The organism is Flavobacterium rhamnosi, from assembly GCF_048286515.1.
Lineage (GTDB): Bacteria > Bacteroidota > Bacteroidia > Flavobacteriales > Flavobacteriaceae > Flavobacterium.
This window is the reverse complement of sequence record NZ_JBLVPS010000003.1, coordinates 25,935-48,409: the sequence shown is the minus strand read 5'-3', so window position 1 is coordinate 48,409 and position 22,475 is coordinate 25,935. Positions and strand designations below refer to the sequence as shown.

Here is a 22,475-nt window from a genome sequence, read left to right as displayed (position 1 = left end):
TGAAAAAATTAAAATCGATTATCACCATCGAGAAGATTTCCTAGTCCGCCTAGTAAGCTGCCTTCATCACGGGTGCTGCCTCCTGATTTTGGTGCTGAGGCGATGATTCTGTCCGCTAAACGGCTGAAAGGTAATGACTGAATGTAAATGGTTCCCGGACCACGAAGTGTTGCGTAAAATAGCCCTTCGCCACCAAAAACGGAATTTTTAATACCGCCAATAAATTCAATGTCATAATCGACATCTTTGGTAAAACCTACTATACAGCCGGTATCAACTTTTAGGATTTCGCCAGCTGCTAATTCTTTTTTAGCTAATGTTCCTCCAGTATGTACGAACGCTAAGCCGTCGCCTTCTATTTTCTGCATGATGAAACCTTCACCACCAAAAAGTCCGCGGCCAAGTTTTTTAGAGAATTCAATTCCAACAGAAACACCTTTAGCAGCGCAAAGAAAGGAGTCTTTCTGACAAATGAATTTCCCGTCAAATTGAGTTAAGTCAATCGGGATTATTTTTCCGGGATACGGTGATGCAAAAGAAACCTTGCTCTTAGTATTGTTCTGGTTAATAAAAGCTGTCATGAAGAGACTTTCGCCGGTCAGGACTCTTTTTCCTGCGCTTAAAAGTTTGCCAAATAATCCGGTTTCTTGACCGGAGCCGTCTCCAAAAATAGTTTCCATTTGGATATTATTGTCCATCATCATAAAACTTCCCGCTTCGGCAATTACAATTTCCTGTGGGTCTAATTCTATTTCCACATATTGCATTTCCTCGCCATATATGTGATAATCTATTTCGTGTGCTTGCATGATCTGGTAATTTAAGTTTCTAAATAAGTCGAATGAGAATTCAGAATGTTACAGTTTTTGAGAGCTGATTGTAATATTAAATGATTGCGATAGCGAATTAGCTTAAGCGCGCAAAGGATAGTAGTCAAAGACTAGTAGTACTGCATTTTTTTTGCCGTGCCAGAACTTGTAGCGAATAGCCCATCAAAGACGAGAGTCTGCCAAGGTGAGCTCGGGTCCAAATAAAAAACGGCCTACATTAAGTAAGCCGTTCTAATTGTATGTTTCAAAGGTTTAACGGTTCATTAATTCTTCTATTTCGTCCACTTCAATTGGGATGTTACGCATCATATTGAATGGCTCGCCGCTTTCCTGAACGATTATGTTGTCTTCTAAACGTATTCCGAAACCTTCAGCAGGAATGTAAATTCCCGGTTCTACAGTGAAAACCATATTAGCTTGCATTGGTTCGGTTAAAATTCCATAATCATGCGTATCCAGTCCCATGTGGTGGGAAGTTCCGTGCATGAAATATTTTTTATAGGCGGGCCATTCCGGGTTTTCGTTTTGCACATCGGCTTTGTCAATAAGGCCTAAGCTAAGCAATTCTGAAGACATTAATTTTCCTACCTCAATATGGTATTGTTTCCAGAGCGTTCCTGTTGTCAGCATTTTGGTTGCTTCAGTTTTTACGCGTAAAACAGCGTTGTAGACTTCTTTTTGTCTTTTGGTGAACTTTCCGGAGACCGGAATTGTTCTGGTCATATCGCTGGAATAATTTGCATATTCTGCAGCAACATCCAATAAAATCAAATCACCGGCTTTGCATTGTTGGTTGTTTTCGATGTAGTGCAACACATTCGCATTATTTCCGGAAGCGATAATTGGTGTGTAGGCAAAACCTCTGGAACGATTACGAATAAATTCGTGAATTAACTCGGCTTCAATTTCGTATTCGGTAACGTTTGGTTTTACGAAAGACAATAATCTTCTAAACCCTTTTTCAGTAATGTTGCATGCGTTTTGGATTAAATCCAACTCTTCGGTTTCTTTTACAGAACGAAGGCGCTGTAATATAGGATTGCTTTTTGCGACAGCATGTGCTGGATATTTCTCTTTCCACCATTTTACAAAACGAGCTTCTCGCGTTTCAGTTTCCACGGTTGCGCGGTAATGTTCGTTAGTGTTAATGTAGATCGTGTCACAATGCGTCATCATTTCGAATAAAATTTTTTCGAAATCCTTTAGCCAATGTACCGTTTTGATTCCCGTTACTTCAAAAGCACGCTCTTTAGTGAGTTTTTCACCTTCCCAAATGGCAATGTGCTCGTTGGTTTCTTTCAAGAATACCATTTCTCTTTGATGTTCATACGGTGCGTCCGGAAAAAGCAACAAAATGCTTTCTTCCTGATCTACTCCGCTTAAATAGAAGATATCGCGGTGTTGCGCAAAAGGCATTGTGCTATCAGCACTTATTGGATAAATATCATTAGAGTTGAAAATAGCAAGGCTTTTTGGCTTCATTTGAGCCATGAATTTAGTGCGATTTTTTATAAATAAATCCCGGTCAATTTGATGGTATTTCATAACAATTCGGTTTAAACTTTTAATTACTCAAAAATACTAAGTTTAAATCGTTTTTTGTTAGGAATTCGTCAAAATTTAAATAAATAAAGTTTGCTTAAAACAGTGGTGCTTCAGTAGAATTTGTGATAGTAGTTGAAGAGGGTTTTCCTATTTTGAAAGAAGCACCGAAAGTTTAATTAAGAATTCTCGGTGCTTTCTTATGTAAGAATATACAATTAATCAACCCATTTGTAGTAACGAGCTCCTAACAGGTTGGGGATTTCTTTTTCTATTCGGTCCAAAACCCATTCATTCTTTGGGGTTTGAATACTTTGTTTTTGTTCTTTTCTATGAAGTTTTTCATAAGTTGAAAAATCAATTTCGAAACTTTCTTCTAGAGTTTCAAAAAGATTTACATTGGCAATTGTGGCTTCCCAATTTGGTTGAATAGTTCCTTCAAAGACTTTGGATTTAGAGCCGCTTCCGTACGCTAAAAAACCGAATTTAGAATTTGATATTTCTTTTTTGATGTTATAAAAATGTGCCAAAGTTGAAAGTAATCCCATAAAAATGGAGCCGGTATATAAGTTGCCTATTAAGGAAGAGGCCAATTCGGCAGGCATTAATTTTTCGGTAACAAAATTCTGGTATTCTTCGGATTTACTAATTCCTTTCAGTTTGTTTTGGTATTCCGAAGTGTTTTCGTTTCCAGTGATAATTTTACTTTCGGCATCTAAAGCATAAATTTCTGACAACATTCTGCGCCCTTGAAATGCATAAGGCAAATGCATGATGATGCTTGTCCATGAATTGTAGATTGTTTCGGAAGTGTTTTTTAATTTTTTTAATGAAAAGTAGGCTGCTCTAGTTCGGTCCATATAACATTGATTAGAATATTGTCCGTCAAAAACCGGTTGGTCTTTGTGGATTTCTATTTCAGCTTCAAGATTATCAAACCATGATTCATTAGTGTTGTTTCCTGTAATTTCTTCCTTTGAAAGTGTTCTAAATGGTTTGAAAAAGTCGAAAACGCCTTTTGTACTTGTGGCCCAATTGTTGTCGAACGAAATAATTCTAGGACTTGAACAAATCAACATTGCTAAAGCTCCAGCACCTTGAGTATATTCTCCTGTTGAATTTAAATCGTACTTAGCAAAATCTGTAGTGACAACAATTGCTTTTTTGGTTGGATTCAATTTTACAAAATCAAGACAGTTTTGCAGTGCGTCAACGCCGCCAATGCATGCAAAAGTAAAATCAACCACATCACATTCCGACAAAGTGTTTTTTCCGAATTTTTGTTCCATTAATGCAATTAAAAAAGAGCTTATAGGTTTTGAACTGTCAAGGGAACTTTCAGTTCCAACGTATATTCTTGCAATTTCGTTTAGATTTAGATCGTTTTCTTGAATCAGTTTTGTTACAGCGTTTGCTGCAAAAACAACTGTATCTTGATGCGTATCCGGTAATGTCATTTTAATAAGACCTAAGCCTTTTTCTAATTTTTCAGGTTCAATATTTCTGGCTTTCGCCAAAGTTTTAATAGGTAAGTGTATTTTAGCAACATCAAAAGAGATGGAATCAATTCCTGTTTTCATTTTCAATTTTTTAACATGTAAAGTTAAAATTACACTCTTTATTTGCAATTTTTTTATACACACAAAATGGTCGTTTTTTGTGTTTTTATTGATTTGAAAATAAATAATATTAAAAATTATTGAATTGATATTTTTAAGGCGTTTGAATGTTAATAAGAAACTTTTTTGAGGATGGCTTATTTAGTTTTTATTGCTTTTTTGCGTAACTAAAGTACGGGCAGTTAATTGCTTAGGTGTTGGTATTTGCGGATTTACTAGTGTTTTACTTAAAACACTTTAAAATCATTATAAATAACAACGAAAAGGTTGTAGTTCCTGTCTAATTGCTTTATTTTTGTAGAATTTTTTAAAACAAATTATATAAATCTTATGGCAAAATCTGCATTATTGAAATCGTCAATAGCAAAAAAAGTAGCTATGGCACTTTCAGGACTTTTTTTGATGTTGTTTCTAGCACAGCATTTTTTTATCAATATGACATCGGTATTTAGTTCCGATACTTTTAATTCAATATCCCATTTTATGGGAAATAATCCATTAGTTCAATTTGTAATTCAACCAATCTTAATTGTAGGTGTTATTTTTCACTTTATTATGGGTTTTGTTTTAGAATTGAAGAATAGAAGTGCCAGGCCTATTGCTTACGCAAAGAATAACGGAGCTGCAAATTCTTCTTGGGCTTCAAGAAATATGATAGTTTCGGGTTTAGTAATTTTGGCATTTTTAGGATTACATTTTTATGATTTCTGGTTTCCAGAAATGGTGTATAAATATGTGGAATGTAGTCCGTTAGATGAAACAAGATACTTTCACGAGTTAGTTGCAAAATTTGAAAGCCCAGTTCGTACAGTATTGTATAGTCTGTCTTTTTTATTGTTGGCACTACACTTACAACACGGATTTAGTTCTTCTTTTCAATCTGTAGGATTTAATAATAAATATTCTAAAGGATTGAAAAATTTCGGATTAGGATTTGCTTATGTAGTTCCTGCCGGATTTATTTTTATTGCACTTTTTCATCATTTCAATCATTAATATTCAATTATAATGGCATTAGATTCAAAAATTCCGAATGGTCCAATTGCGGACAAATGGACAAATTATAAAGATCATATTAATTTAGTTAACCCTGCTAATAAACGTAATTTAGATATTATTATAGTTGGAACAGGATTAGCTGGAGGTTCTGCTGCTGCAACTTTAGCAGAATTAGGATATAACGTAAAAGCTTTTTGTTTTCAAGATTCACCACGTCGTGCGCACTCAATTGCTGCACAAGGGGGAATTAATGCTGCAAAAAACTATCAAGGTGATGGAGATTCAACTTTCCGTTTATTTTATGATACTGTAAAAGGAGGAGATTACCGTGCTCGTGAAGCAAACGTTCACCGTTTAGCGGAAGTTTCTACTAATATTATTGACCAATGTGTGGCGCAAGGTGTTCCATTGGCTCGTGAGTATGGTGGATTGCTAGACAACCGTTCTTTTGGTGGGACATTGGTTTCGAGAACTTTTTACGCAAAAGGACAAACAGGACAACAACTATTATTAGGCGCTTATTCGGCAATGAATCGCCAGATAGGTCGTGGAAAGATAAAAATGTATAACCGTCACGAAATGCTAGATTTAGTTGTCGTAAACGGAAAAGCAAGAGGAATTATTGCTCGTAATTTAGTTACTGGTGAAATAGAAAGACATTCAGCACATGCGGTAGTTATCGCTTCTGGAGGTTATGGAAATGTATTTTTCCTTTCTACGAATGCAATGGGAAGTAACGCTACAGCAGCATGGAAAATCCACAAAAAAGGTGCTTTCTTCGCAAATCCTTGTTACACACAAATTCACCCAACCTGTATTCCTGTTTCTGGAGATCACCAATCGAAATTGACATTGATGTCAGAATCATTGCGTAATGATGGACGTATTTGGGTTCCTGCAAAACTAGAAGATGCAAAAGCTATTCGTGAAGGTAAAAAGAAGCCAACAGATTTATCGGAAGCTGAAAGAGATTATTACTTGGAAAGGAGATATCCGGCTTTTGGAAACCTTGTTCCTCGTGATGTCGCTTCACGTGCTGCTAAAGAACGTTGTGATGCTGGTTTTGGTATAAATAGAACAGGAGAGGCTGTGTATCTTGATTTTGCGGCAGCAATACAACGGTACGGGAAAGAACAAGTATATATAAAAGGTTTAGATACAAATGACGCTAAATTAATCATTAAATTAGGGACAGAAGTTGTTGCTAATAAATATGGTAATTTATTCCAGATGTATGAAAAAATTGTGGATGAAAATCCATATTCAACTCCAATGATGATTTATCCTGCGGTGCATTATACTATGGGTGGAACCTGGGTTGATTATAACTTACAAACTACAATTCCCGGATGTTTCTCTATTGGAGAATCTAATTTTTCTGATCACGGAGCAAACAGACTTGGAGCTTCTGCATTGATGCAAGGTTTAGCGGATGGGTATTTTGTATTGCCATATACTATTGGAGATTATTTATCGCCAGATATTAAAATGGGAACAATATCTACAGATTTGCCTGAATTTATTGCTGCTGAAAAAGCAGTTAAGGATCAAATCGAGAAATTTATGAACAATAAAGGAACACATTCTGTTGACTATTTTCATAAGAAATTAGGGAAAATTATGTGGGACAAAGTTGGTATGGCTCGTAACGTAAAAGGATTAAATGAAGCGATTGTTGAGATTGCTGCTTTACGTGAAGAGTTTTACAAAGAAGTGAAAATTCCTGGTGATGCCAATGGGTTGAATCAAGAATTGGAAAAAGCGACTCGTGTTGCCGATTTCCTTGAATTGGGAGAATTATTCGCTAAAGATGCTTTACACCGTAATGAATCTTGTGGAGGACATTTCCGTGAAGAATACCAAACTGAAGAAGGTGAAGCGCAACGTGATGATGAAAATTTCGCTTACGTAGCAGCATGGGAATACACTGGAAAACCAAGTGAAGCTGTTTTGCATAAAGAGCCGTTGGTATTTGATAACGTGAAATTAGTTCAAAGAAGTTATAAATAGTATTTCGAGAAAAATCTTGAAGATCACTCTTAATACTTAATACTTAAAAAAAGATGAAACTTACATTAAAAATATGGCGTCAGAAAAATGCCGCTGCAGAAGGAAAAATAGTTGAATATCCGATAGATCATATCGAACCAGATATGTCATTCCTTGAAATGCTTGACATTTTGAATGATGAATTAATCATGAAAGGAGATGAGCCAGTTGCATTTGATCATGATTGTCGCGAAGGGATTTGCGGAATGTGTTCTTTGCATATCAACGGTGAAGCTCACGGGCCTGATAGAGGCGTTACAACATGTCAGTTGCATATGAGAATGTTCAAAGATGGAGATACAATTTTTATTGAACCATTTAGAGCAAAAGCATTTCCCGTAATTAAAGATTTAGTTGTTGATAGAAGTTCTTTTGACAGAATTCAACATGCTGGAGGATTTATATCTGTAAATACTTCTGGAAATACAATTGATGCAAATACAATTCCAATTAACAAGAAAGATGCTGATGATGCTTTTGATGCAGCTGCTTGTATTGGTTGTGGGGCTTGTGTTGCGAGTTGTAAAAATTCATCTGCGATGTTATTTGTCGCTGCAAAAGTGTCTCAATACGCCTTGTTGCCACAAGGAAGAATTGAAGCTACTGATAGGGTTTTAAATATGGTTAGTCAAATGGATGCAGAGGGTTTTGGTAATTGTACCAATACTGGAGCTTGCGAAGTAGAATGTCCAAAAGGAATTTCTCTTGAAAATATTGCTCGTATGAACAGAGAATATATGTCTGCAAGTTTGAAAGGTTAAAACCTAATAAATGAAAATTATTAAACGTATTCAATGTAAAAGTTGAATGCGTTTTTTTTTTATCTTTATAAAAATGATATCAGATGAAAATTGGACTTATACAATCGTCTTTATATTGGGAGAACCCAAAACAAAACCGAGACTATTTCGAAAAGAAAATCAATGCGATTGATGAAAAGGTTGATTTGATTGTGCTTCCGGAAATGTTTACATCTGGTTTTACCATGAGCCCAGAGAATGTTGCCGAGACAATGCTAGGTGAAACGGTAAAGTGGCTTAAGGTGTTAGCGAAAGCCAAAAACGCAGCCATTACAGGAAGTTTAGTTATATCGGAAAACAGTAATTTCTACAACAGGATGGTGTTCGTTTTTCCTTCAGGAGAAATACAGTTCTATGACAAAAAGCACTTATTTACTTTGGCCGGAGAAGATAAGGTATATGCATATGGGACCCAAAAAAAGATTGTGGATTATTTGGGTTGGAAAATTTGCTTACAAGTATGTTATGATTTAAGATTTCCGGGATTTTCCAGGAATTTGGAAGAGTATGATCTGCTAATTTATGTTGCGAGTTGGCCAGAGATAAGAATAAATGCTTGGGATGTATTACTTAAAGCCCGGGCAATAGAAAATATGTGTTTTGCAATTGGAGTCAATAGAATAGGGGAGGACAATAATGGTTATAGATATACCGGACATTCACAAGTGGTGGATTTTTTAGGCAATTATATGGTCATGCCAATAGAATCTGAAAGTATTCTATTTGCGGAGTTAAATAAAGAAAAGATGTTGCAACTCAGACAAAAGTTAGGTTTTCTGAATGACAGAGATACTTTTGAAATAAAAAATATATAATTTATCTATTCTTTTTTATCTGTTTTCTTTTTGGGTTCAGCAATATAAGGGATGCTTAAATCAAATATTTGGTTTACATCCCAGTTCGCACGAACATCGATTTCCTTGGAAAAATAAATTACTTCCTCCGCTTTGCGTTTTTCTAAATAATTTCCTGAATCCCATTCTTTACTTTTGTTTTCATCGTAAATGGCTCTTAGGGTGTAAAGTGCAGGCTCAATTAGGTTGAAGTCAATTGTTGTGTTTTTTTCGGAGTATTCTGTGGCTAAAACTTCTCCTTTTAGATTGGTCAGTTCCACAATAACCGGGAATTGTTTTACATTTTGTAAAGACACACTTAGATTTCCGTAATCAGCGGTGTTTTTTGTCGATACTTTATAAGTTAATGAATCATTTGATTTTTCAAATAAATCAGTAAGTGCGCCAGGTAGAATAGAGATGCTGTATTGCTCTGAAGGCTCTTTTTTAAAATCGAGATACAGTTTCTGATTAAATTCATCGTATTCAGTTGTAAAAGGAAGAGAAACGTCTCCTTTGTTGACTAATTTTATTTTTGAATTGTCAAAATTCACTAATGGAGTAGTAGTTTCTAACGTGAATCGGTCTCTTAGTTTTAATACGCCGGTTTGCAGGGCACTTATGTTTAAAGTGTCCTTTTTCTGGTCTTTAATTTTAAAGCTGAAATTTGCGTTGTATTTTTCTTGGGATACAGTCAAAGCTAACGAATCTGCCTTTATGGGTTTGTACCATATCTGTAGGGAGTCCTTTTTAGGTAATTGCGTTACAATTGTATTCAGGGTTTCAGTGTTGTTTTTCAATGTTATTTTTGGTCTGGAATTGGCTTGATTTACTTTTCCATCATAGCCCATCAATAATCGATTTCCAGATGCTTGACTTGGTTTGTATGCCTTGAATGGAAGGACCTCCCTAAATAATGCTAATTCATAAACTGTGTCGTTTGGAATGGTGATAATTTGTTTGTTAAATCCAATTTTGTCTTTTTTTGGATTAAACTTATTATTGGTATTGTAGTCTTTCATTGCTACAAGAAGATATTTTCCACCTTTTAAATTCTCTAATCGAAATGTTTTTAGACTGTCAAGGGTATTGGTTACGTACCTGGGATTTTCGTTATACACTACTGAATCGTTAAAGGTGTCGTTTACCTCATACAACATTACTGAAACGAATGATTCTACTTCTTTGTCATAAGCATCTTTTACAGTTCCGCTGAGTGACAAAGAATCGATATAGGCGCCAGTTGAAAATACATATTTGAATTGATTAAATGGATTTCCTTCGTTATTGTCAGCTATACTCTGGCCAAAGTTGAAGCTGTAAGTTGTGTTGGGTTGCAGCGTGTCTTTTATTTTGATTGTAATAAATTTACTTGCGGTAGTAGGTAAAATCAAAGGTTCATTTTTCATTGGAGGTGAAATAATCAACTGTTTTTTTAGGTCCTTTAATTTGATGTTTTCATCAAACGTTAATTTAATTTCATCACCTTTAAAATTGGTGCTGAAATTTTTTGGGGAACTCATTTTTAAAACGGGTGCTAGCGTGTCTTTTAGGCCGCCTGTAATAGTTCCTCTTTTTGCGCAACCAAACATTACTAAAAGCAAGAGTAAAGAAATATATCTTAAATTGTTTTTCAACATATCAAATCAAAATTAGAGTTTACAAAATAACAATTATAATTAATGTAATCGAAACTTTTTATCGAATTATTATGAGCTATTTAACTGAGTCTGCTTTTGTGATTACTGCTGTTTTTTTATAATTTTTAATGTGTAATTTTACATGACATTAAGAGGTCAAAAAAGCAAATTTTTGGTCTTTTTAAATTTGTAGTTAATTTTCAATTGAACATTTGTATAAAATGAGAAAAATAGAACATATTGGGATTGCAGTTAATGATTTAGAAACTTCGAATATAGTTTTCGAAAAGTTATTCGGTGTTCCGGCTTATAAATCTGAAGAAGTGGAAAGTGAAGGGGTTGCTACTTCTTTCTTTAATGTTGGGCCTAATAAAATTGAATTACTAGCCGCCACTAATCCGGATAGTCCTATTGCAAAATTTATTGCTAAAAAAGGAGAAGGAATTCATCATATTGCATTTGATGTAGAAGATATTGTACTGGAAATAGAACGTTTGAAAAAAGAAGGTTTTGTTGTATTGAATGAGATTCCAAAGAAAGGTGCTGATAATAAGCTTGTTGCTTTTTTGCATCCCAAAAGTACTAATGGTGTATTAATCGAACTTTGTCAGGAAATCAAATAATTTTATTTTAGGCAAAAAGGTAGAATTCTAGTATTCAGTTGGTTTGTGTTTTAAAGCTGAGAATAATGAAACTATCTTAAAATCTAAGTCAAAAATATTTGGAGCGAATGAAAAATAGTGGTAATATTGCAGTCTCTTAACCGGTCCTATAGCTCAGTTGGTTAGAGCACCTGACTCATAATCAGGTGGTCCCTGGTTCGAGCCCAGGTGGGACCACTTACAAAAAGCCTTTCATTTACTTGAAAGGCTTTTTTTTATAACAATATAAAAGGCATATTTCAGCTAAAAAAATCATACTTTTGTAACGATTACAGTTGTTTTTGTTAAGCCGATGTATTTATTTTGCAAAAAAGATAAATATCAAATAAAAATATTTTTTTAAGACTAATTGATCTTTTATTTGTTTCTATTTTATGAAAATTTTTAAGAGTATTTTCATTGTTGTAGTCATATTTATGCTTGGCATTTTCAATGCTATAGCGGCAGGTCCTCCTATGCCGTCACCGATGGGAAGAAGAAGACCGCCTCCGCCTCCTGGCTTGCCAATAGATGAACATATTTTTATAGTAATAATACTTGCCGTGCTATTTGGGATTTTTATTATTAATAACTTTAGATTAAAAACAAAAACTCCAATTTAGAATTGGAGTTTTTGTTTTTAATTAGCTTTTTTTTCGTTTTTTATTTGTTTGCGTATAGTCTGGAAACGTATTTACCAATTACATCAAACTCAAGATTGATTTTTGTGCCAATTTTAAAAGAGTTGAAGTTAGTGTGCTGATGTGTGTAAGGAATAATTGCCACGCTAAACTGATTTTTCTTTGAGTTTACTACTGTTAAACTTACTCCGTTTACTGTGATTGAACCTTTTTCAATAGTGATGTTGTTGAGTTTTTCATCGTATTCAAAAGTATAATACCAGCTTCCGTTGGTTTCTTCTGCGACGATACAGACTCCTACTTGGTCAACATGTCCCTGTACGATATGTCCGTCGAGTCTGTCGCCTAATTTCATTGCTCGTTCTAAATTTACGCTATCGCCGACTTTCCAACTGGATAGATTGGTTTTTTTTATAGTTTCGTCGATTGCGGTTACAGTGTAAGAGGTGTCTTTTAAGGCAACAACTGTCAAGCAGATTCCATTGTGGGCTACACTTTGATCTATTTTTAGTTCAGCGGTTATTGAAGAATCTATCGTAATGTGAATATTGTCTTTTTCTTTTTTTATTTCTTGGATTGTGCCAAGGGTTTCTATGATTCCTGTAAACATTTCTTATTTTATTTTACTAAATTTGCACTTCAAAATTAGCAATAAATAACGTGAGGTCATGATGAAAAATGCAGAAAATATAATCGTCGGAATTTCTATAGGGGATTTGAACGGTATTGGAAGCGAAGTGGTGCTGAAAACATTCGAGGATTCACGCATGCTGGAACTCTGTACGCCAGTCATTTTTGCTAATGTTAAAATAATGTCTTTTGTGAAAAAGAGTTTTGATTCTACTTCAACGCTTCATGGAATTGATCGATTAGATCAAATTGTTTTAGGGAAGATTAATGTGTTGAATCTTTGGAAGGAGGGCGTTGATTTAAATCCAGGTACAAATGATGAGAAAGTAGGTCAATATGCTATAAAATCTTTTGTTGCTGCGACTAAAGCTTTGAAAGAAGGGGTGATTGATGTATTAGTTACGGCGCCAATTAATAAATATAATATACAGTCAGAAACGTTTAAGTTTCCAGGACATACTGATTATTTAAATCAAGAGTTGGAAGGTAATGCTTTAATGCTGATGGTTCAGGATAATTTGAGGGTTGGATTGTTGACAGATCATATTCCTTTAAATGAAGTTGCGTCGCATTTGACAGAAGAGTTGATTAAGCAGAAAATTGAAACTGTAAAACAATCGTTGATTCAGGATTTCAGTATTAATAAGCCAAAAATCGCTGTATTAGGATTGAATCCGCATTGTGGTGATGGCGGAGTAATAGGTACTGAGGATGATTTGATCATAAAGCCGGCGTTGAAAAAGCTTTTTGATAAAGGAACACTAGTGTTTGGTCCTTTTGCTGCGGATGGTTTTTTTGGTAGTAGTCAATATGAGAAATATGATGCTATTATTGCAACGTATCACGATCAGGGTTTAATTCCTTTCAAAACATTATCTTTTGGAAAAGGAGTGAATTATACTGCAGGTTTAAATAAAATTAGAACCTCTCCGGATCATGGAACAGCCTATGATATCGCTGGAAAAGGGGTGGCGGATTATAATTCATTTAAGGAGGCGGTTTATCTTGCTATAGATATCTTTCATTCAAGAAATCAATACAAAGAAATCAGTCAAAAACCCTTAAAAACAAAAGAAAAACAGTTGTGAACAAAAAAAGGTGAATAACATTATTAGATTTGTAATAATTTTATATCTTTGCACTCCCGAAGTTTAGGGTAAATTGTTGTTGAAATGAACAAGACAAAAGAATATTTAATTCCTTTCGTAGGATTAAAGCTAGGGAAACATCAATTTGAATATCAAATAAGTAATGCGTTCTTTGAAATCTTTGATTATAATGAATTTCAAAATTCAGACATCAAAGTAAATGTAGTTTTAGAGAAAAAAAGTACAATGCTGGAATTAAATTTAAAGCATAAAGGGTCAGTAAACGTTCCTTGTGATTTAACCAGTGAAGATTTTGATTTGCCTGTTAAAGGAAAAATGAAATTGATTGTTCGTTTTGGAGAAATGTATAATAATGACAATGAAGAATTGTTAATTTTGCCACACGGAGAGTTTGAAATAGATATTGCACAATATATCTATGAAATGATAGTGTTGTCCGTACCTCTAAGACGAGTTCATCCGGGGATAAAAGATGGAAGTTTAAATACTGAAGCCTTGACAAAACTGAAAGAACTGACGATAAAAGAACAAAAGAAAGAACAAAAGAAAGAGAATAAACAAGAACAAAAAGAAGATATTGACCCGCGTTGGGACAAATTAAAGCAACTATTAACGGATAAATAATATAGTAAAATGGCGCATCCTAAGAGAAAAATCTCCAAAACAAGAAGAGATAAAAGAAGAACACATTACAAAGCTACTGTAGCACAAATCGCTACTTGCCCAATCACAGGTGAGGCACATTTATACCACAGAGCCTACTGGCATGAAGGAAAAATGTATTACAGAGGGCAAGTTGTTATAGATAAATCTGTAGCTGTTGCTTAATACATTTTTGTAAATGATATTCGAACTCTCACATCGTGAGAGTTTTTTTTGTTGTTTATAATTTCCATTAAATAAGAGGTTCTAAATCAATACGCTTTGGGATTTTTTTTGTAATTTTCAAGTCTTTTAAAAAATTTTCAAATGGCAGCATTTGATAAGAAATAATCGAATACAATGAATACAATTACAGCCGCAATTACCGCAGTTGGAGCCTATGTGCCAGACTTTGTACTTTCAAACAAAGTGCTGGAAACAATGGTTGACACAAATGACGAGTGGATTACCTCTCGTACAGGAATAAAAGAAAGAAGAATCCTTAAAGATGAGGATAAAGGAACTTCCTATTTAGCCATTATGGCAGCAAAGGATTTATTGGCTAAAGCAAACATCGACCCTTTAGAAATAGATTTATTAATAATGGCAACCGCCACGCCTGATATGCCCGTAGCAGCAACAGGAGTGTATGTGGCTACTGAGATCGGGGCTACAAATGCTTTTGCTTACGATTTACAAGCGGCATGTTCCAGTTTTTTGTATGGAATGTCAGCAGCAGCAGCTTACATACAATCTGGACGTTATAAAAAAGTACTTTTGATTGGGGCAGATAAAATGTCATCTATAGTTGATTATACGGATAGATCAACCTGTATTATTTTTGGTGATGGTGCCGGAGCAGTTTTATTCGAACCTAATTACGAAGGTCTTGGATTGCAAGACGAATATTTACGCAGTGATGGTGTTGGTCGTGACTTTTTAAAAATTCCTGCTGGAGGCTCTTTAGTTCCTACAAGTTTCCAAACTGTACAAGACAATAGACACAATATTATTCAAGATGGTAAAACTGTTTTCAAATATGCAGTTACAAATATGGCTGATGCCAGCGAACTAATTTTGAAAAGAAATAATTTGACCAATGACGATGTGGATTGGTTGGTTCCTCACCAAGCAAACAAACGAATCATTGACGCTACAGCGAGTCGAATGAATCTAGAAGATTCAAAAGTCTTAATGAACATAGAAAAATACGGAAATACCACTTCTGCAACTTTGCCTTTAGTACTTAGCGATTTTGAATCTTTATTTAAAAAAGGAGACACAATTATTTTTGCCGCTTTCGGTGGAGGATTTACTTGGGGTTCTATTTACTTAAAATGGGCATACGATAAAAAATAAATTTAAACTAAAATAAATAATTATGGATTTAAAAGAAATTCAAAATCTAATCAAGTTTGTTGCAAATTCAGGTGTAGCAGAAGTTAAATTAGAGATGGATGATGTTAAAATCACCATTAGAACAACTTTAGAAGGCAATGTAACAGAAACCACGTATGTTCAACAAATGCCACCTCAAAGTACGCTTCAGCAAGCAGCAGCTCCGCAACAAATTGCTCCAGTTGCATCTGTTCCTGAAGTTCAAGCGGTAGAGAATTCACATTATATCACTATAAAATCTCCAATTATTGGAACTTTCTATAGAAAACCATCACCAGATAAACCAATGTTTGTTGAAGTAGGTAAAACAATTTCTAAAGGAGATGTACTTTGTGTTATTGAAGCAATGAAATTATTTAATGAAATTGAATCGGAAGTTTCTGGTAAAATTGTAAAAATATTGGTTGACGATATGTCTCCAGTAGAATTTGATCAGCCATTATTCTTAGTAGATCCATCATAAGAAATTTTGAATGATGAATTTTGAATGAGAAATTATTTTTTCATCATTCAAATGATTTAAAATTTATGATTTTTAATTTATAATTTCAAAAAGATGTTTAAAAAAATATTAATTGCAAATAGGGGAGAGATTGCGCTTCGCGTAATTAGAACATGCAAGGAAATGGGTATAAAAACGGTAGCTGTTTATTCTACTGCTGATGCTGAAAGTCTCCATGTAAAGTTTGCTGATGAAGCGGTTTGTATAGGACCACCTCCAAGTAACTTGTCCTATTTGAAAATGTCAAATATTATTGCCGCTGCTGAAATTACTAATGCAGATGCAATACATCCAGGTTATGGATTCCTTTCTGAAAATTCAAAATTTTCTAAAATTTGTCAAGAGCATGGTATCAAATTCATTGGAGCATCTCCTGAAATGATTGATAGAATGGGTGATAAAGCTTCTGCAAAAGCAACTATGATTGAAGCTGGTGTTCCATGTGTTCCCGGTTCCGTAGGTATTTTAGAATCGTATGAGCAAGCCTTACAATTATCGAGAGATTTTGGTTTTCCAGTGATGCTTAAAGCAACTGCCGGTGGTGGTGGAAAAGGTATGAGAGCGGTTTGGAAAGAAGATGAATTGCTTAAAGCTTGGGAAGGTGCCCGTCAGGAATCTGCCGCTGCTTTTGGAAATGATGGGATGTATTTGGAGAAATTAATCGAAGAACCTCGTCATATTGAAATTCAGGTAGTAGGTGATGCTTATGGAAAAGCATGTCACCTTTCAGAAAGAGATTGTTCAGTACAAAGACGTCATCAAAAATTGACCGAAGAGACTCCATCTCCTTTTATGACAGATGAATTACGTGCTAAAATGGGTGAGGCAGCTGTTAAAGCGGCTGAGTACATCAAGTACGAAGGTGCTGGTACAGTAGAATTTTTGGTTGATAAACACCGTAATTTCTACTTTATGGAAATGAATACTCGTATTCAAGTAGAGCATCCCATTACGGAGCAAGTTATTGATTATGACCTAATCCGTGAGCAAATTATGGTAGCTGCAGGAATACCTATTTCCGGTAAAAATTATTTACCACAATTACATGCTATTGAGTGTAGAATTAATGCAGAAGACCCTTATAATGACTTCCGCCCATCTCCAGGAAAAATTACAACGCTTCATATGCCAGGAGGACACGGTGTTCGTTTAGACACTCATGTTTATTCAGGTTATACTATACCACCAAATTACGATTCAATGATTGCAAAGTTGATTACAACTGCACAATCACGTGAAGAGGCCATAAGTAAAATGAGAAGAGCCTTGGATGAATTTGTAATTGAAGGAATAAAAACAACCATTCCTTTTCACAGACAATTAATGGATGATCCTCGCTATATAGCGGGTGAATATACAACTGCATTTATGGATTCGTTTAAAATGAATGATCCAGAATAATTTAGAATATTATTTATTTAAAAGAGGCAATCTATATAATTGGATTGCCTCTTTTTTTTGTTCAATTTTGGACTGAAAACCACGTGAAGTCAATTTTCTTCTTTACCGCTTTAATTTATTTTCTGAAAGAGTAGGTATTATTTTTCGGATAGTCTTTTTTTAATAAGTGGTAATTTTTATTTTCTTCTTATTCACTAAGCGAACCTCTGTTCCATTATCATCTCTGTAAGCCTGTCATTATCTTGCTCGTGGTTCCAATCTGTAGCGGTAATTTCTTTTATATTTCTTCTTTTTAAACATTATAATCGTCGCGAATCACTCTCTTCTTGTACTGTAGCGTCTGTTGTGTTTAATCACTAGTCTTTTCCATTAACATGAATCCAATGTGATGGAAGCGATAGGTTTACTCATTGTGTAAATAGTATACAGATTGAAATAGAGAATACACACTTTTGTAGATTTTAAATTGTTGGACTAAATTATTAAATGGCTGTAATATAGGTATTTATGTCCATGCTAGTTTACATGTGTAACTATGGTATGATAATTTCATTAGTTTAAACAACAATAAAATATTAAATCTTTAAAATCTATTATTATGAAAAAGTTAATCTTATCAGCAGCAATTTTTTTAGGAAGTTTATCAACATTTGCACAAGCATCAACTGCTACAAAAACAGAAGAGACTACTACCCCAGCTACTCAAGCTGCTGAGGAAAAATACACAGAAATTAAAGCGGAAGAAGTGCCAGACGCTATAAAAGCAGCGTTGAAAAAGGCTTTTCCGACAGCTATACTTGATAAAGCATATGTTAACGAAAAGAAAGAATATAAATTAGAAGTGAAGGTAGGAGACAAATTAGGAGCTCTTTATGCTGATGCAGCTGGAAAATGGATTACTAAACAATCTTAAAACTTCCACAGTTTAAAATCAATAGAAAGTAAATTATTATGAAAAAATTAATTTTATCAGTCGCAATTGTTTTAGGGAGTTTGTCAACTTTTGCGCAGTCCTCAAAAGTCAATAAAGAAGAAAAAATAGAAACTACAACAAAAGTTGTTGAAGAAAAGTTTACAGAAATTAAAGCAGAAGAGGTTCCAGAGGCATTACAAATAGCTTTGAAAACAGCTTATCCAGAAGCAGTTATTGAAAAGGCCTTTATAAATGAAAAGAAAGAATTTAAACTAGAAATCAAAAATGGAGACCAAAAAGCTACTGTTTATGCAGATGCAAATGGGAATTTGATTAAAAAATAAGTCTAGGGGACTTGGGGTTTTGTTTTTAATAAGAGAGATTGTTTTTGGCAGTCTCTTTTTTTTTACAAATTTTTTATGAAAATTCGAGTTTAATAACTTTACATTAGCATTCAAAGTTAAAAAAACCATGTCAAAGATTTTATTGATAGAAGATGATGTTTCTTTTTGTAAGTTATTAGAAAAATTTCTAATAAAAAAATCATTTCAAGTAACACTGCTTTTACAGCGGAAGATGCAAAAATTAAAATTTATAATGAAGAATTTGACCTTGTAATTACGGATTTGAGACTCCCTAATTATGATGGAATCGAATTAATGACAGAGTTCAAAAAATCACATCCGACAATTCCAGTCGTTCTTATGACCGGTTATTCTGATGTGAATACGGCGGTAAAAGCTATAAAAAAAGGTGCTTCAGATTATATTTCTAAACCATTTAATCCTGAAGAAGTTTTATTGGTTATTTCCAATGCATTGAAAACACCGATTGAGAATACTCCAAAAAGTCCAAGTGCAAAGAGTAAAAAAAGCAATACAATTTCTGAGAGCAAATTTGTTTCTGGTATTTCTGCAGCTTCAAAAAAGCTTGCTGAATATATTCAATTAGTGAGTCCAACGAATATGTCTGTTTTGATTATTGGTGAAAGCGGGACAGGCAAAGAAGTTATTGCAAAAAGTATTCACCAAAAAAGTTCCAGAAAAGATAATGATTTTATTGCGGTTGATTGTGGCGCAATACCAAAGGAATTGGCTGCAAGTGAATTTTTTGGACATGTTAAAGGTTCTTTTACAGGAGCTATTGGTGATAAAATAGGTTATTTTCAGGCAGCAAACGGAGGTACAATTTTTCTTGACGAAATTGGGAATCTATCATATGAGAATCAAATCCAGTTGTTAAGAGCTTTACAGGAAAGAAAAATAAAACCCGTTGGGAGCAATAAAGAAATTGACGTTGATATCAGAATAATTACTGCAACAAATGAGGATTTACGCGAAGCGGTTAAAAATGGAGATTTCAGAGAGGATTTGTATCATCGAATCAATGAGTTTTCTATTCAATCTCCCTCATTGGTCGATAGAGAAGAAGATTTGATGATTTTTTCTGATTTTTTTCTTGAAAAAGCAAATCAAGAATTGAATAAGGAAGTTATAGGATTTTCAAGCGAAGTCGTGACCATTTTCCAAAACTACAGATGGCCCGGAAATTTAAGAGAACTTCAGAATAGCATAAAAAGAGCCACCCTTTTATCGCAAGGAGATTTTATCGAAAAAACTGCGCTTCCTGCAGAATTTTTTCAAAATTCAGAGAAAGAAGTTAATGATTTTTCGTTGTCTGAAAATGAGAAAGAAGCTATTCTTGATGCTTTAAAGCAAACTAAAAACAATAAATCTGAAGCAGCAAGATTACTTAAAATTAATAGAAAAACACTGTATAATAAATTAAAACTATACGATATTGATTAATCTAAGTCTTTTTCTAAGAGTATAAAAAGCGCTACTATTTTATTTTTTAATTCTTTAAAATCAGAAACTATTACTCCTAAAGGAAGATCATTCAATTCAAAATCATCTAATATTCCGGCGATAGTATGGGCTTGAATTTGTTTAAACATTGGACACATTCGATGTGAAATTTCTTTGATTTCTTGAATGTTATTTTCTATGATTGCATTTTCTAATTGGATTAAATTTTCCTTTGTGCTTATTATAAATGGTGTTACGAATTCCTTTAAAGCTGCATTGTCGTCTGTCAAAAATGATTGTAATAGTTTTAAAGAATAAGGCCTGCTTGAGTTAATCCCTTCAAATAGCTCCTCTGAATTTACTTGATTTTCAAAGCCACTAAAAATAAAATTTATTACATTGAGCAGTGTTTTTGGAGCATAAGGTTTCTTAACAACTTTAGTAAATCCAGCTTTTTTATAAACTTCTAGATCTAAATCGGTTCTTCCGGTAACAGCTATTATTGGTTGGTTTTTATATATTGACTCTTTTGAATTTTTTAGTTTTTCTAAAAATAAGAAACCATCAATTTCGGGCATTTGAATGTCTGTAATTATAAAGTCAAATGACCTTGTTCTTGTTGCTTCAAGTGCATCGGAAGCATTGTTAAACGGAAAGACTTTGTAATTATTTTGTTTTAGAATTTCAGTTGTAAGTTTTAATAAATTAGGGTCGTCATCAATGATAATAACTGTTAATTCATTAATTGGGAAATTGGTAATTAATGCTTTTTTGGTTAATTCAGGGTCAAATTCTAATGGGAGTTCAATTCCAAATATACTGCCTTTCCCTAAAGTGCTTTTTAAACTTAATTTACCACCTAGAATTTCCACTATACTTTTTGAAATGGTAAGCCCTAATCCTGTTCCTCCATATTTTTTTTCGATGTTTTTATCCGCTTGTGTGAACTCTTCGAAGATTAGTTGTTGTTTTTTTTCTGCTATTCCAATTCCGGAATCTTCAACTCGTATTTTAATTTTTTTATTTTTAATATCGATCTCAGTTTCAATTTTCACGAATCCTTTTTCCGTGAACTTATAGGCATTCCCTATTAGATTAGTTAAAATCTGTCTCAATCTAAAAGGATCTCCTATGACAGGATTATTTAATCTATCGTCAGTTTCAATCAAAAGTGCTATTGATTTTTGTTCATAGATCGATTGAATGCTTTTTGCAACATCTGAGATGACATCATTTAAGGAAAATGAATTTTTTTCAATGGTTATTTTACCTGCTTCGATTTGTGTGAAATCAAGTAAATCCTGAACTAGTTTTGAAATATACTCTGAAGAGGTTTTGATGTTTTTTGCAAAATAAAGCTGTTTTTTATTTAGGTCAGAATTGTCTAAAAGTTCGGTGTAACCTAAGATTGTACTTAACGGTGTTTTTAAATCATGACTCACGGTCGTGATGAGCTGCTCCCTGTTTTTTAATAGCGATTTAGTTCTTGTATTAGCAATTTCAAGTTGCTTTTTATAGGATTGTGTTTTTGAAAAATCGTTTAAAATCAAAATCAGAAAAAACAAGGCAGATAAAGATCCGACTGCGGCTGCTATCGTTACTATTTGGTTCGTTTTTTTTAATGAATTTTCTCTTTCAAAATAGTTTTTTGTCGTGTTTTTAATAATTTCACTTTCGACAATGTTTAAGACTTTTCTTAATTGTTCTGATATTGAAAGTTCGTTTTGAAGCAATTTATTTTCTTCATAATTTAGTGATTCTTTCTTTTTTTTCGTCTCGTTTTTAACTTGATTCAATAAAGTTTTAGAAGCCAGCAAAATGGAATCAGATACTTTTTTTGTTAACGTATTTGTACTGTCGTCAGGGATATTTTGATTTAAATAGGCAACATATTTTTTAAGTACATTTCGTTGATAGTCCCCCATTGCTGAAGGGTACTTTACGAAATCTTCTAATTGGAGCTTTCTTAATGAGGCTTCCATTTTAGTTAAATCCTCAATAGCATTTTTTACTGAAGCTTCGTCGTCAGCTTTGTTTTTTATAGCTTTTAGCTGCTTTATGTTTAGAGTTTTTTTAGACAATAAAAACTTTACACTATCCAATAATGTAATTTGATACGTGGTGGTGACTAGTAATTTTAAAGAATCGATATCTGATTTTAAAGAGTCCGTTTTAGAAACATAATTCTTGAAGTCCTTTTCAGAATCAGACTGAATTGTTATTCTCGCTAAACTTTCCGCTTTATAAACATTGGACAGCAAATTACTTACTTTTAAAATTTTGTCGTTTTCTTTAGCAATCTTACTTTCCGTTTTCGAAAAAACGGTGCTTTCTGAATACAAAAACCAGCCTACGCCAACAAATAGTGCAGCCAAAATTAAGTAACTGATGAAAATTTTAATAGGAATGTAACTTTTTTTGCTATTCATCTTTCAAAGATAAAAATTACAAAATCGTTTAAAGTTAAGTTATTCAAAA

At 33.7% G+C, this 22,475-nt stretch carries 19 protein-coding genes, 1 tRNA gene and 1 pseudogene; 15 read left to right on the top strand and 6 right to left on the bottom strand.

The genetic code is table 11. From position 1 onward, the window contains the following. Positions 1 to 8: 8 nt before the first annotated feature. From ACNQGN_RS03115 to ACNQGN_RS03105, 3 genes are all read right to left on the bottom strand, one after another. Positions 9 to 809, bottom strand: coding sequence for a TIGR00266 family protein (locus ACNQGN_RS03115; protein WP_417986396.1), 801 nt, complete (start codon positions 807 to 809; stop codon positions 9 to 11). Between the two features lie 273 nt (positions 810 to 1,082). Beyond that, positions 1,083 to 2,375 (bottom strand): aminopeptidase P family protein, encoded by a 1,293-nt coding sequence (locus ACNQGN_RS03110; protein ID WP_417986395.1) that lies wholly within the window; start codon positions 2,373 to 2,375, stop codon positions 1,083 to 1,085. A gap of 215 nt (positions 2,376 to 2,590) precedes the next feature. Further along, entirely contained in the window at positions 2,591 to 3,952 is a 1,362-nt protein-coding gene (locus tag ACNQGN_RS03105; protein ID WP_417986394.1) for a hydroxymethylglutaryl-CoA synthase family protein, read from the bottom strand. 369 nt (positions 3,953 to 4,321) lie between these two features. On the opposite strand from ACNQGN_RS03105, the gene ACNQGN_RS03100 reads away from it, so the two are divergent. The 4 genes from ACNQGN_RS03100 (at position 4,322) to ACNQGN_RS03085 (ending at position 8,654) form a co-directional block, all read left to right on the top strand. Then, positions 4,322 to 4,987 (top strand): succinate dehydrogenase cytochrome b subunit, encoded by a 666-nt coding sequence (locus ACNQGN_RS03100; RefSeq protein WP_417986393.1) that lies wholly within the window; start codon positions 4,322 to 4,324, stop codon positions 4,985 to 4,987. A gap of 12 nt (positions 4,988 to 4,999) precedes the next feature. Further along, on the top strand, positions 5,000 to 7,000 hold the full coding sequence (locus ACNQGN_RS03095; protein WP_417986392.1) for a fumarate reductase/succinate dehydrogenase flavoprotein subunit: 2,001 nt from the start codon (positions 5,000 to 5,002) through the stop codon (positions 6,998 to 7,000). Positions 7,001 to 7,053: 53 nt separating this feature from the next. Continuing rightward, positions 7,054 to 7,800, top strand: a complete 747-nt coding sequence (locus ACNQGN_RS03090; protein ID WP_417986391.1) for a succinate dehydrogenase/fumarate reductase iron-sulfur subunit — start codon at positions 7,054 to 7,056, stop codon at positions 7,798 to 7,800. An 83-nt stretch (positions 7,801 to 7,883) separates the two neighbouring features. Beyond that, positions 7,884 to 8,654 (top strand): nitrilase family protein, encoded by a 771-nt coding sequence (locus tag ACNQGN_RS03085; RefSeq protein WP_417986390.1) that lies wholly within the window; start codon positions 7,884 to 7,886, stop codon positions 8,652 to 8,654. A gap of 5 nt (positions 8,655 to 8,659) precedes the next feature. On the opposite strand, the gene ACNQGN_RS03080 is transcribed toward ACNQGN_RS03085, so the two are convergent. Next, entirely contained in the window at positions 8,660 to 10,312 is a 1,653-nt protein-coding gene (locus ACNQGN_RS03080; protein WP_417986389.1) for an Ig-like domain-containing domain, read from the bottom strand. A 221-nt stretch (positions 10,313 to 10,533) separates the two neighbouring features. Between ACNQGN_RS03080 and mce the strand changes: the two genes are divergently transcribed. After that, the gene (mce, locus tag ACNQGN_RS03075; protein WP_417986388.1) at positions 10,534 to 10,935 is read left to right on the top strand and encodes a methylmalonyl-CoA epimerase; all 402 of its coding nucleotides are present in this window, start codon (positions 10,534 to 10,536) and stop codon (positions 10,933 to 10,935) included. 142 nt (positions 10,936 to 11,077) lie between these two features. After that, positions 11,078 to 11,151: transfer RNA gene (locus ACNQGN_RS03070), tRNA-Ile, on the top strand. Positions 11,152 to 11,616: 465 nt separating this feature from the next. Here the strand turns inward: ACNQGN_RS03070 and ACNQGN_RS03065 are convergent. Continuing rightward, positions 11,617 to 12,204, bottom strand: coding sequence for a riboflavin synthase (locus ACNQGN_RS03065; RefSeq protein WP_417986387.1), 588 nt, complete (start codon positions 12,202 to 12,204; stop codon positions 11,617 to 11,619). 58 nt (positions 12,205 to 12,262) lie between these two features. On the opposite strand from ACNQGN_RS03065, the gene pdxA reads away from it, so the two are divergent. From pdxA to ACNQGN_RS03020, 9 genes and pseudogenes are all read left to right on the top strand, one after another. Further along, on the top strand, positions 12,263 to 13,312 hold the full coding sequence (pdxA, locus tag ACNQGN_RS03060; RefSeq protein ID WP_417986386.1) for a 4-hydroxythreonine-4-phosphate dehydrogenase PdxA: 1,050 nt from the start codon (positions 12,263 to 12,265) through the stop codon (positions 13,310 to 13,312). A gap of 84 nt (positions 13,313 to 13,396) precedes the next feature. Then, complete coding sequence (locus ACNQGN_RS03055; protein ID WP_417986385.1) at positions 13,397 to 13,957, top strand: YceD family protein; 561 nt, start codon at positions 13,397 to 13,399, stop codon at positions 13,955 to 13,957. A gap of 9 nt (positions 13,958 to 13,966) precedes the next feature. Continuing rightward, a complete protein-coding gene (gene rpmF, locus ACNQGN_RS03050; RefSeq protein ID WP_007137315.1) occupies positions 13,967 to 14,161 on the top strand; it encodes a 50S ribosomal protein L32 in 195 nt (64 codons plus the stop codon). Between the two features lie 174 nt (positions 14,162 to 14,335). Continuing rightward, on the top strand, positions 14,336 to 15,334 hold the full coding sequence (locus ACNQGN_RS03045; protein ID WP_417986384.1) for a beta-ketoacyl-ACP synthase III: 999 nt from the start codon (positions 14,336 to 14,338) through the stop codon (positions 15,332 to 15,334). A 22-nt stretch (positions 15,335 to 15,356) separates the two neighbouring features. Continuing rightward, a complete protein-coding gene (gene accB / locus ACNQGN_RS03040; RefSeq protein ID WP_417986383.1) occupies positions 15,357 to 15,836 on the top strand; it encodes an acetyl-CoA carboxylase biotin carboxyl carrier protein in 480 nt (159 codons plus the stop codon). Positions 15,837 to 15,929: 93 nt separating this feature from the next. Then, positions 15,930 to 17,276 (top strand): acetyl-CoA carboxylase biotin carboxylase subunit, encoded by a 1,347-nt coding sequence (gene accC / locus ACNQGN_RS03035; protein WP_417986382.1) that lies wholly within the window; start codon positions 15,930 to 15,932, stop codon positions 17,274 to 17,276. A 598-nt stretch (positions 17,277 to 17,874) separates the two neighbouring features. Beyond that, entirely contained in the window at positions 17,875 to 18,189 is a 315-nt protein-coding gene (locus ACNQGN_RS03030; protein WP_417986381.1) for a hypothetical protein, read from the top strand. Between the two features lie 38 nt (positions 18,190 to 18,227). Beyond that, positions 18,228 to 18,533, top strand: a complete 306-nt coding sequence (locus tag ACNQGN_RS03025) for a hypothetical protein (RefSeq protein WP_417986380.1) — start codon at positions 18,228 to 18,230, stop codon at positions 18,531 to 18,533. A gap of 127 nt (positions 18,534 to 18,660) precedes the next feature. After that, positions 18,661 to 19,997 (top strand): annotated as a pseudogene (locus ACNQGN_RS03020) (sigma-54-dependent transcriptional regulator). On the opposite strand, the gene ACNQGN_RS03015 reads toward ACNQGN_RS03020, so the two are convergent. Next, a complete protein-coding gene (locus tag ACNQGN_RS03015) occupies positions 19,994 to 22,426 on the bottom strand; it encodes an ATP-binding response regulator (protein ID WP_417986379.1) in 2,433 nt (810 codons plus the stop codon). The pseudogene ACNQGN_RS03020 and the gene ACNQGN_RS03015 sit on opposite strands and share 4 nt — an antisense overlap. Between the last annotated feature and the right edge of the window lie 49 nt (positions 22,427 to 22,475).

Bases quoted from the DNA above. Each gene is read 5' to 3' on its own strand.
- ACNQGN_RS03115 (WP_417986396.1), bottom strand. From the start codon at position 809: ATGCAAGCACACGAAATAGATTATCACATATATGGCGAGGAAATGCAA.
- ACNQGN_RS03110 (WP_417986395.1), bottom strand. From the start codon at position 2,375: ATGAAATACCATCAAATTGACCGGGATTTATTTATAAAAAATCGCACT.
- ACNQGN_RS03105 (WP_417986394.1), bottom strand. From the start codon at position 3,952: ATGAAAACAGGAATTGATTCCATCTCTTTTGATGTTGCTAAAATACAC.
- ACNQGN_RS03100 (WP_417986393.1), top strand. From the start codon at position 4,322: ATGGCAAAATCTGCATTATTGAAATCGTCAATAGCAAAAAAAGTAGCT.
- ACNQGN_RS03095 (WP_417986392.1), top strand. From the start codon at position 5,000: ATGGCATTAGATTCAAAAATTCCGAATGGTCCAATTGCGGACAAATGG.
- ACNQGN_RS03090 (WP_417986391.1), top strand. From the start codon at position 7,054: ATGAAACTTACATTAAAAATATGGCGTCAGAAAAATGCCGCTGCAGAA.
- ACNQGN_RS03085 (WP_417986390.1), top strand. From the start codon at position 7,884: ATGAAAATTGGACTTATACAATCGTCTTTATATTGGGAGAACCCAAAA.
- ACNQGN_RS03080 (WP_417986389.1), bottom strand. From the start codon at position 10,312: ATGTTGAAAAACAATTTAAGATATATTTCTTTACTCTTGCTTTTAGTA.
- mce (WP_417986388.1), top strand. From the start codon at position 10,534: ATGAGAAAAATAGAACATATTGGGATTGCAGTTAATGATTTAGAAACT.
- ACNQGN_RS03065 (WP_417986387.1), bottom strand. From the start codon at position 12,204: ATGTTTACAGGAATCATAGAAACCCTTGGCACAATCCAAGAAATAAAA.
- pdxA (WP_417986386.1), top strand. From the start codon at position 12,263: ATGATGAAAAATGCAGAAAATATAATCGTCGGAATTTCTATAGGGGAT.
- ACNQGN_RS03055 (WP_417986385.1), top strand. From the start codon at position 13,397: ATGAACAAGACAAAAGAATATTTAATTCCTTTCGTAGGATTAAAGCTA.
- rpmF (WP_007137315.1), top strand. From the start codon at position 13,967: ATGGCGCATCCTAAGAGAAAAATCTCCAAAACAAGAAGAGATAAAAGA.
- ACNQGN_RS03045 (WP_417986384.1), top strand. From the start codon at position 14,336: ATGAATACAATTACAGCCGCAATTACCGCAGTTGGAGCCTATGTGCCA.
- accB (WP_417986383.1), top strand. From the start codon at position 15,357: ATGGATTTAAAAGAAATTCAAAATCTAATCAAGTTTGTTGCAAATTCA.
- accC (WP_417986382.1), top strand. From the start codon at position 15,930: ATGTTTAAAAAAATATTAATTGCAAATAGGGGAGAGATTGCGCTTCGC.
- ACNQGN_RS03030 (WP_417986381.1), top strand. From the start codon at position 17,875: ATGAAAAAGTTAATCTTATCAGCAGCAATTTTTTTAGGAAGTTTATCA.
- ACNQGN_RS03025 (WP_417986380.1), top strand. From the start codon at position 18,228: ATGAAAAAATTAATTTTATCAGTCGCAATTGTTTTAGGGAGTTTGTCA.
- ACNQGN_RS03015 (WP_417986379.1), bottom strand. From the start codon at position 22,426: ATGAATAGCAAAAAAAGTTACATTCCTATTAAAATTTTCATCAGTTAC.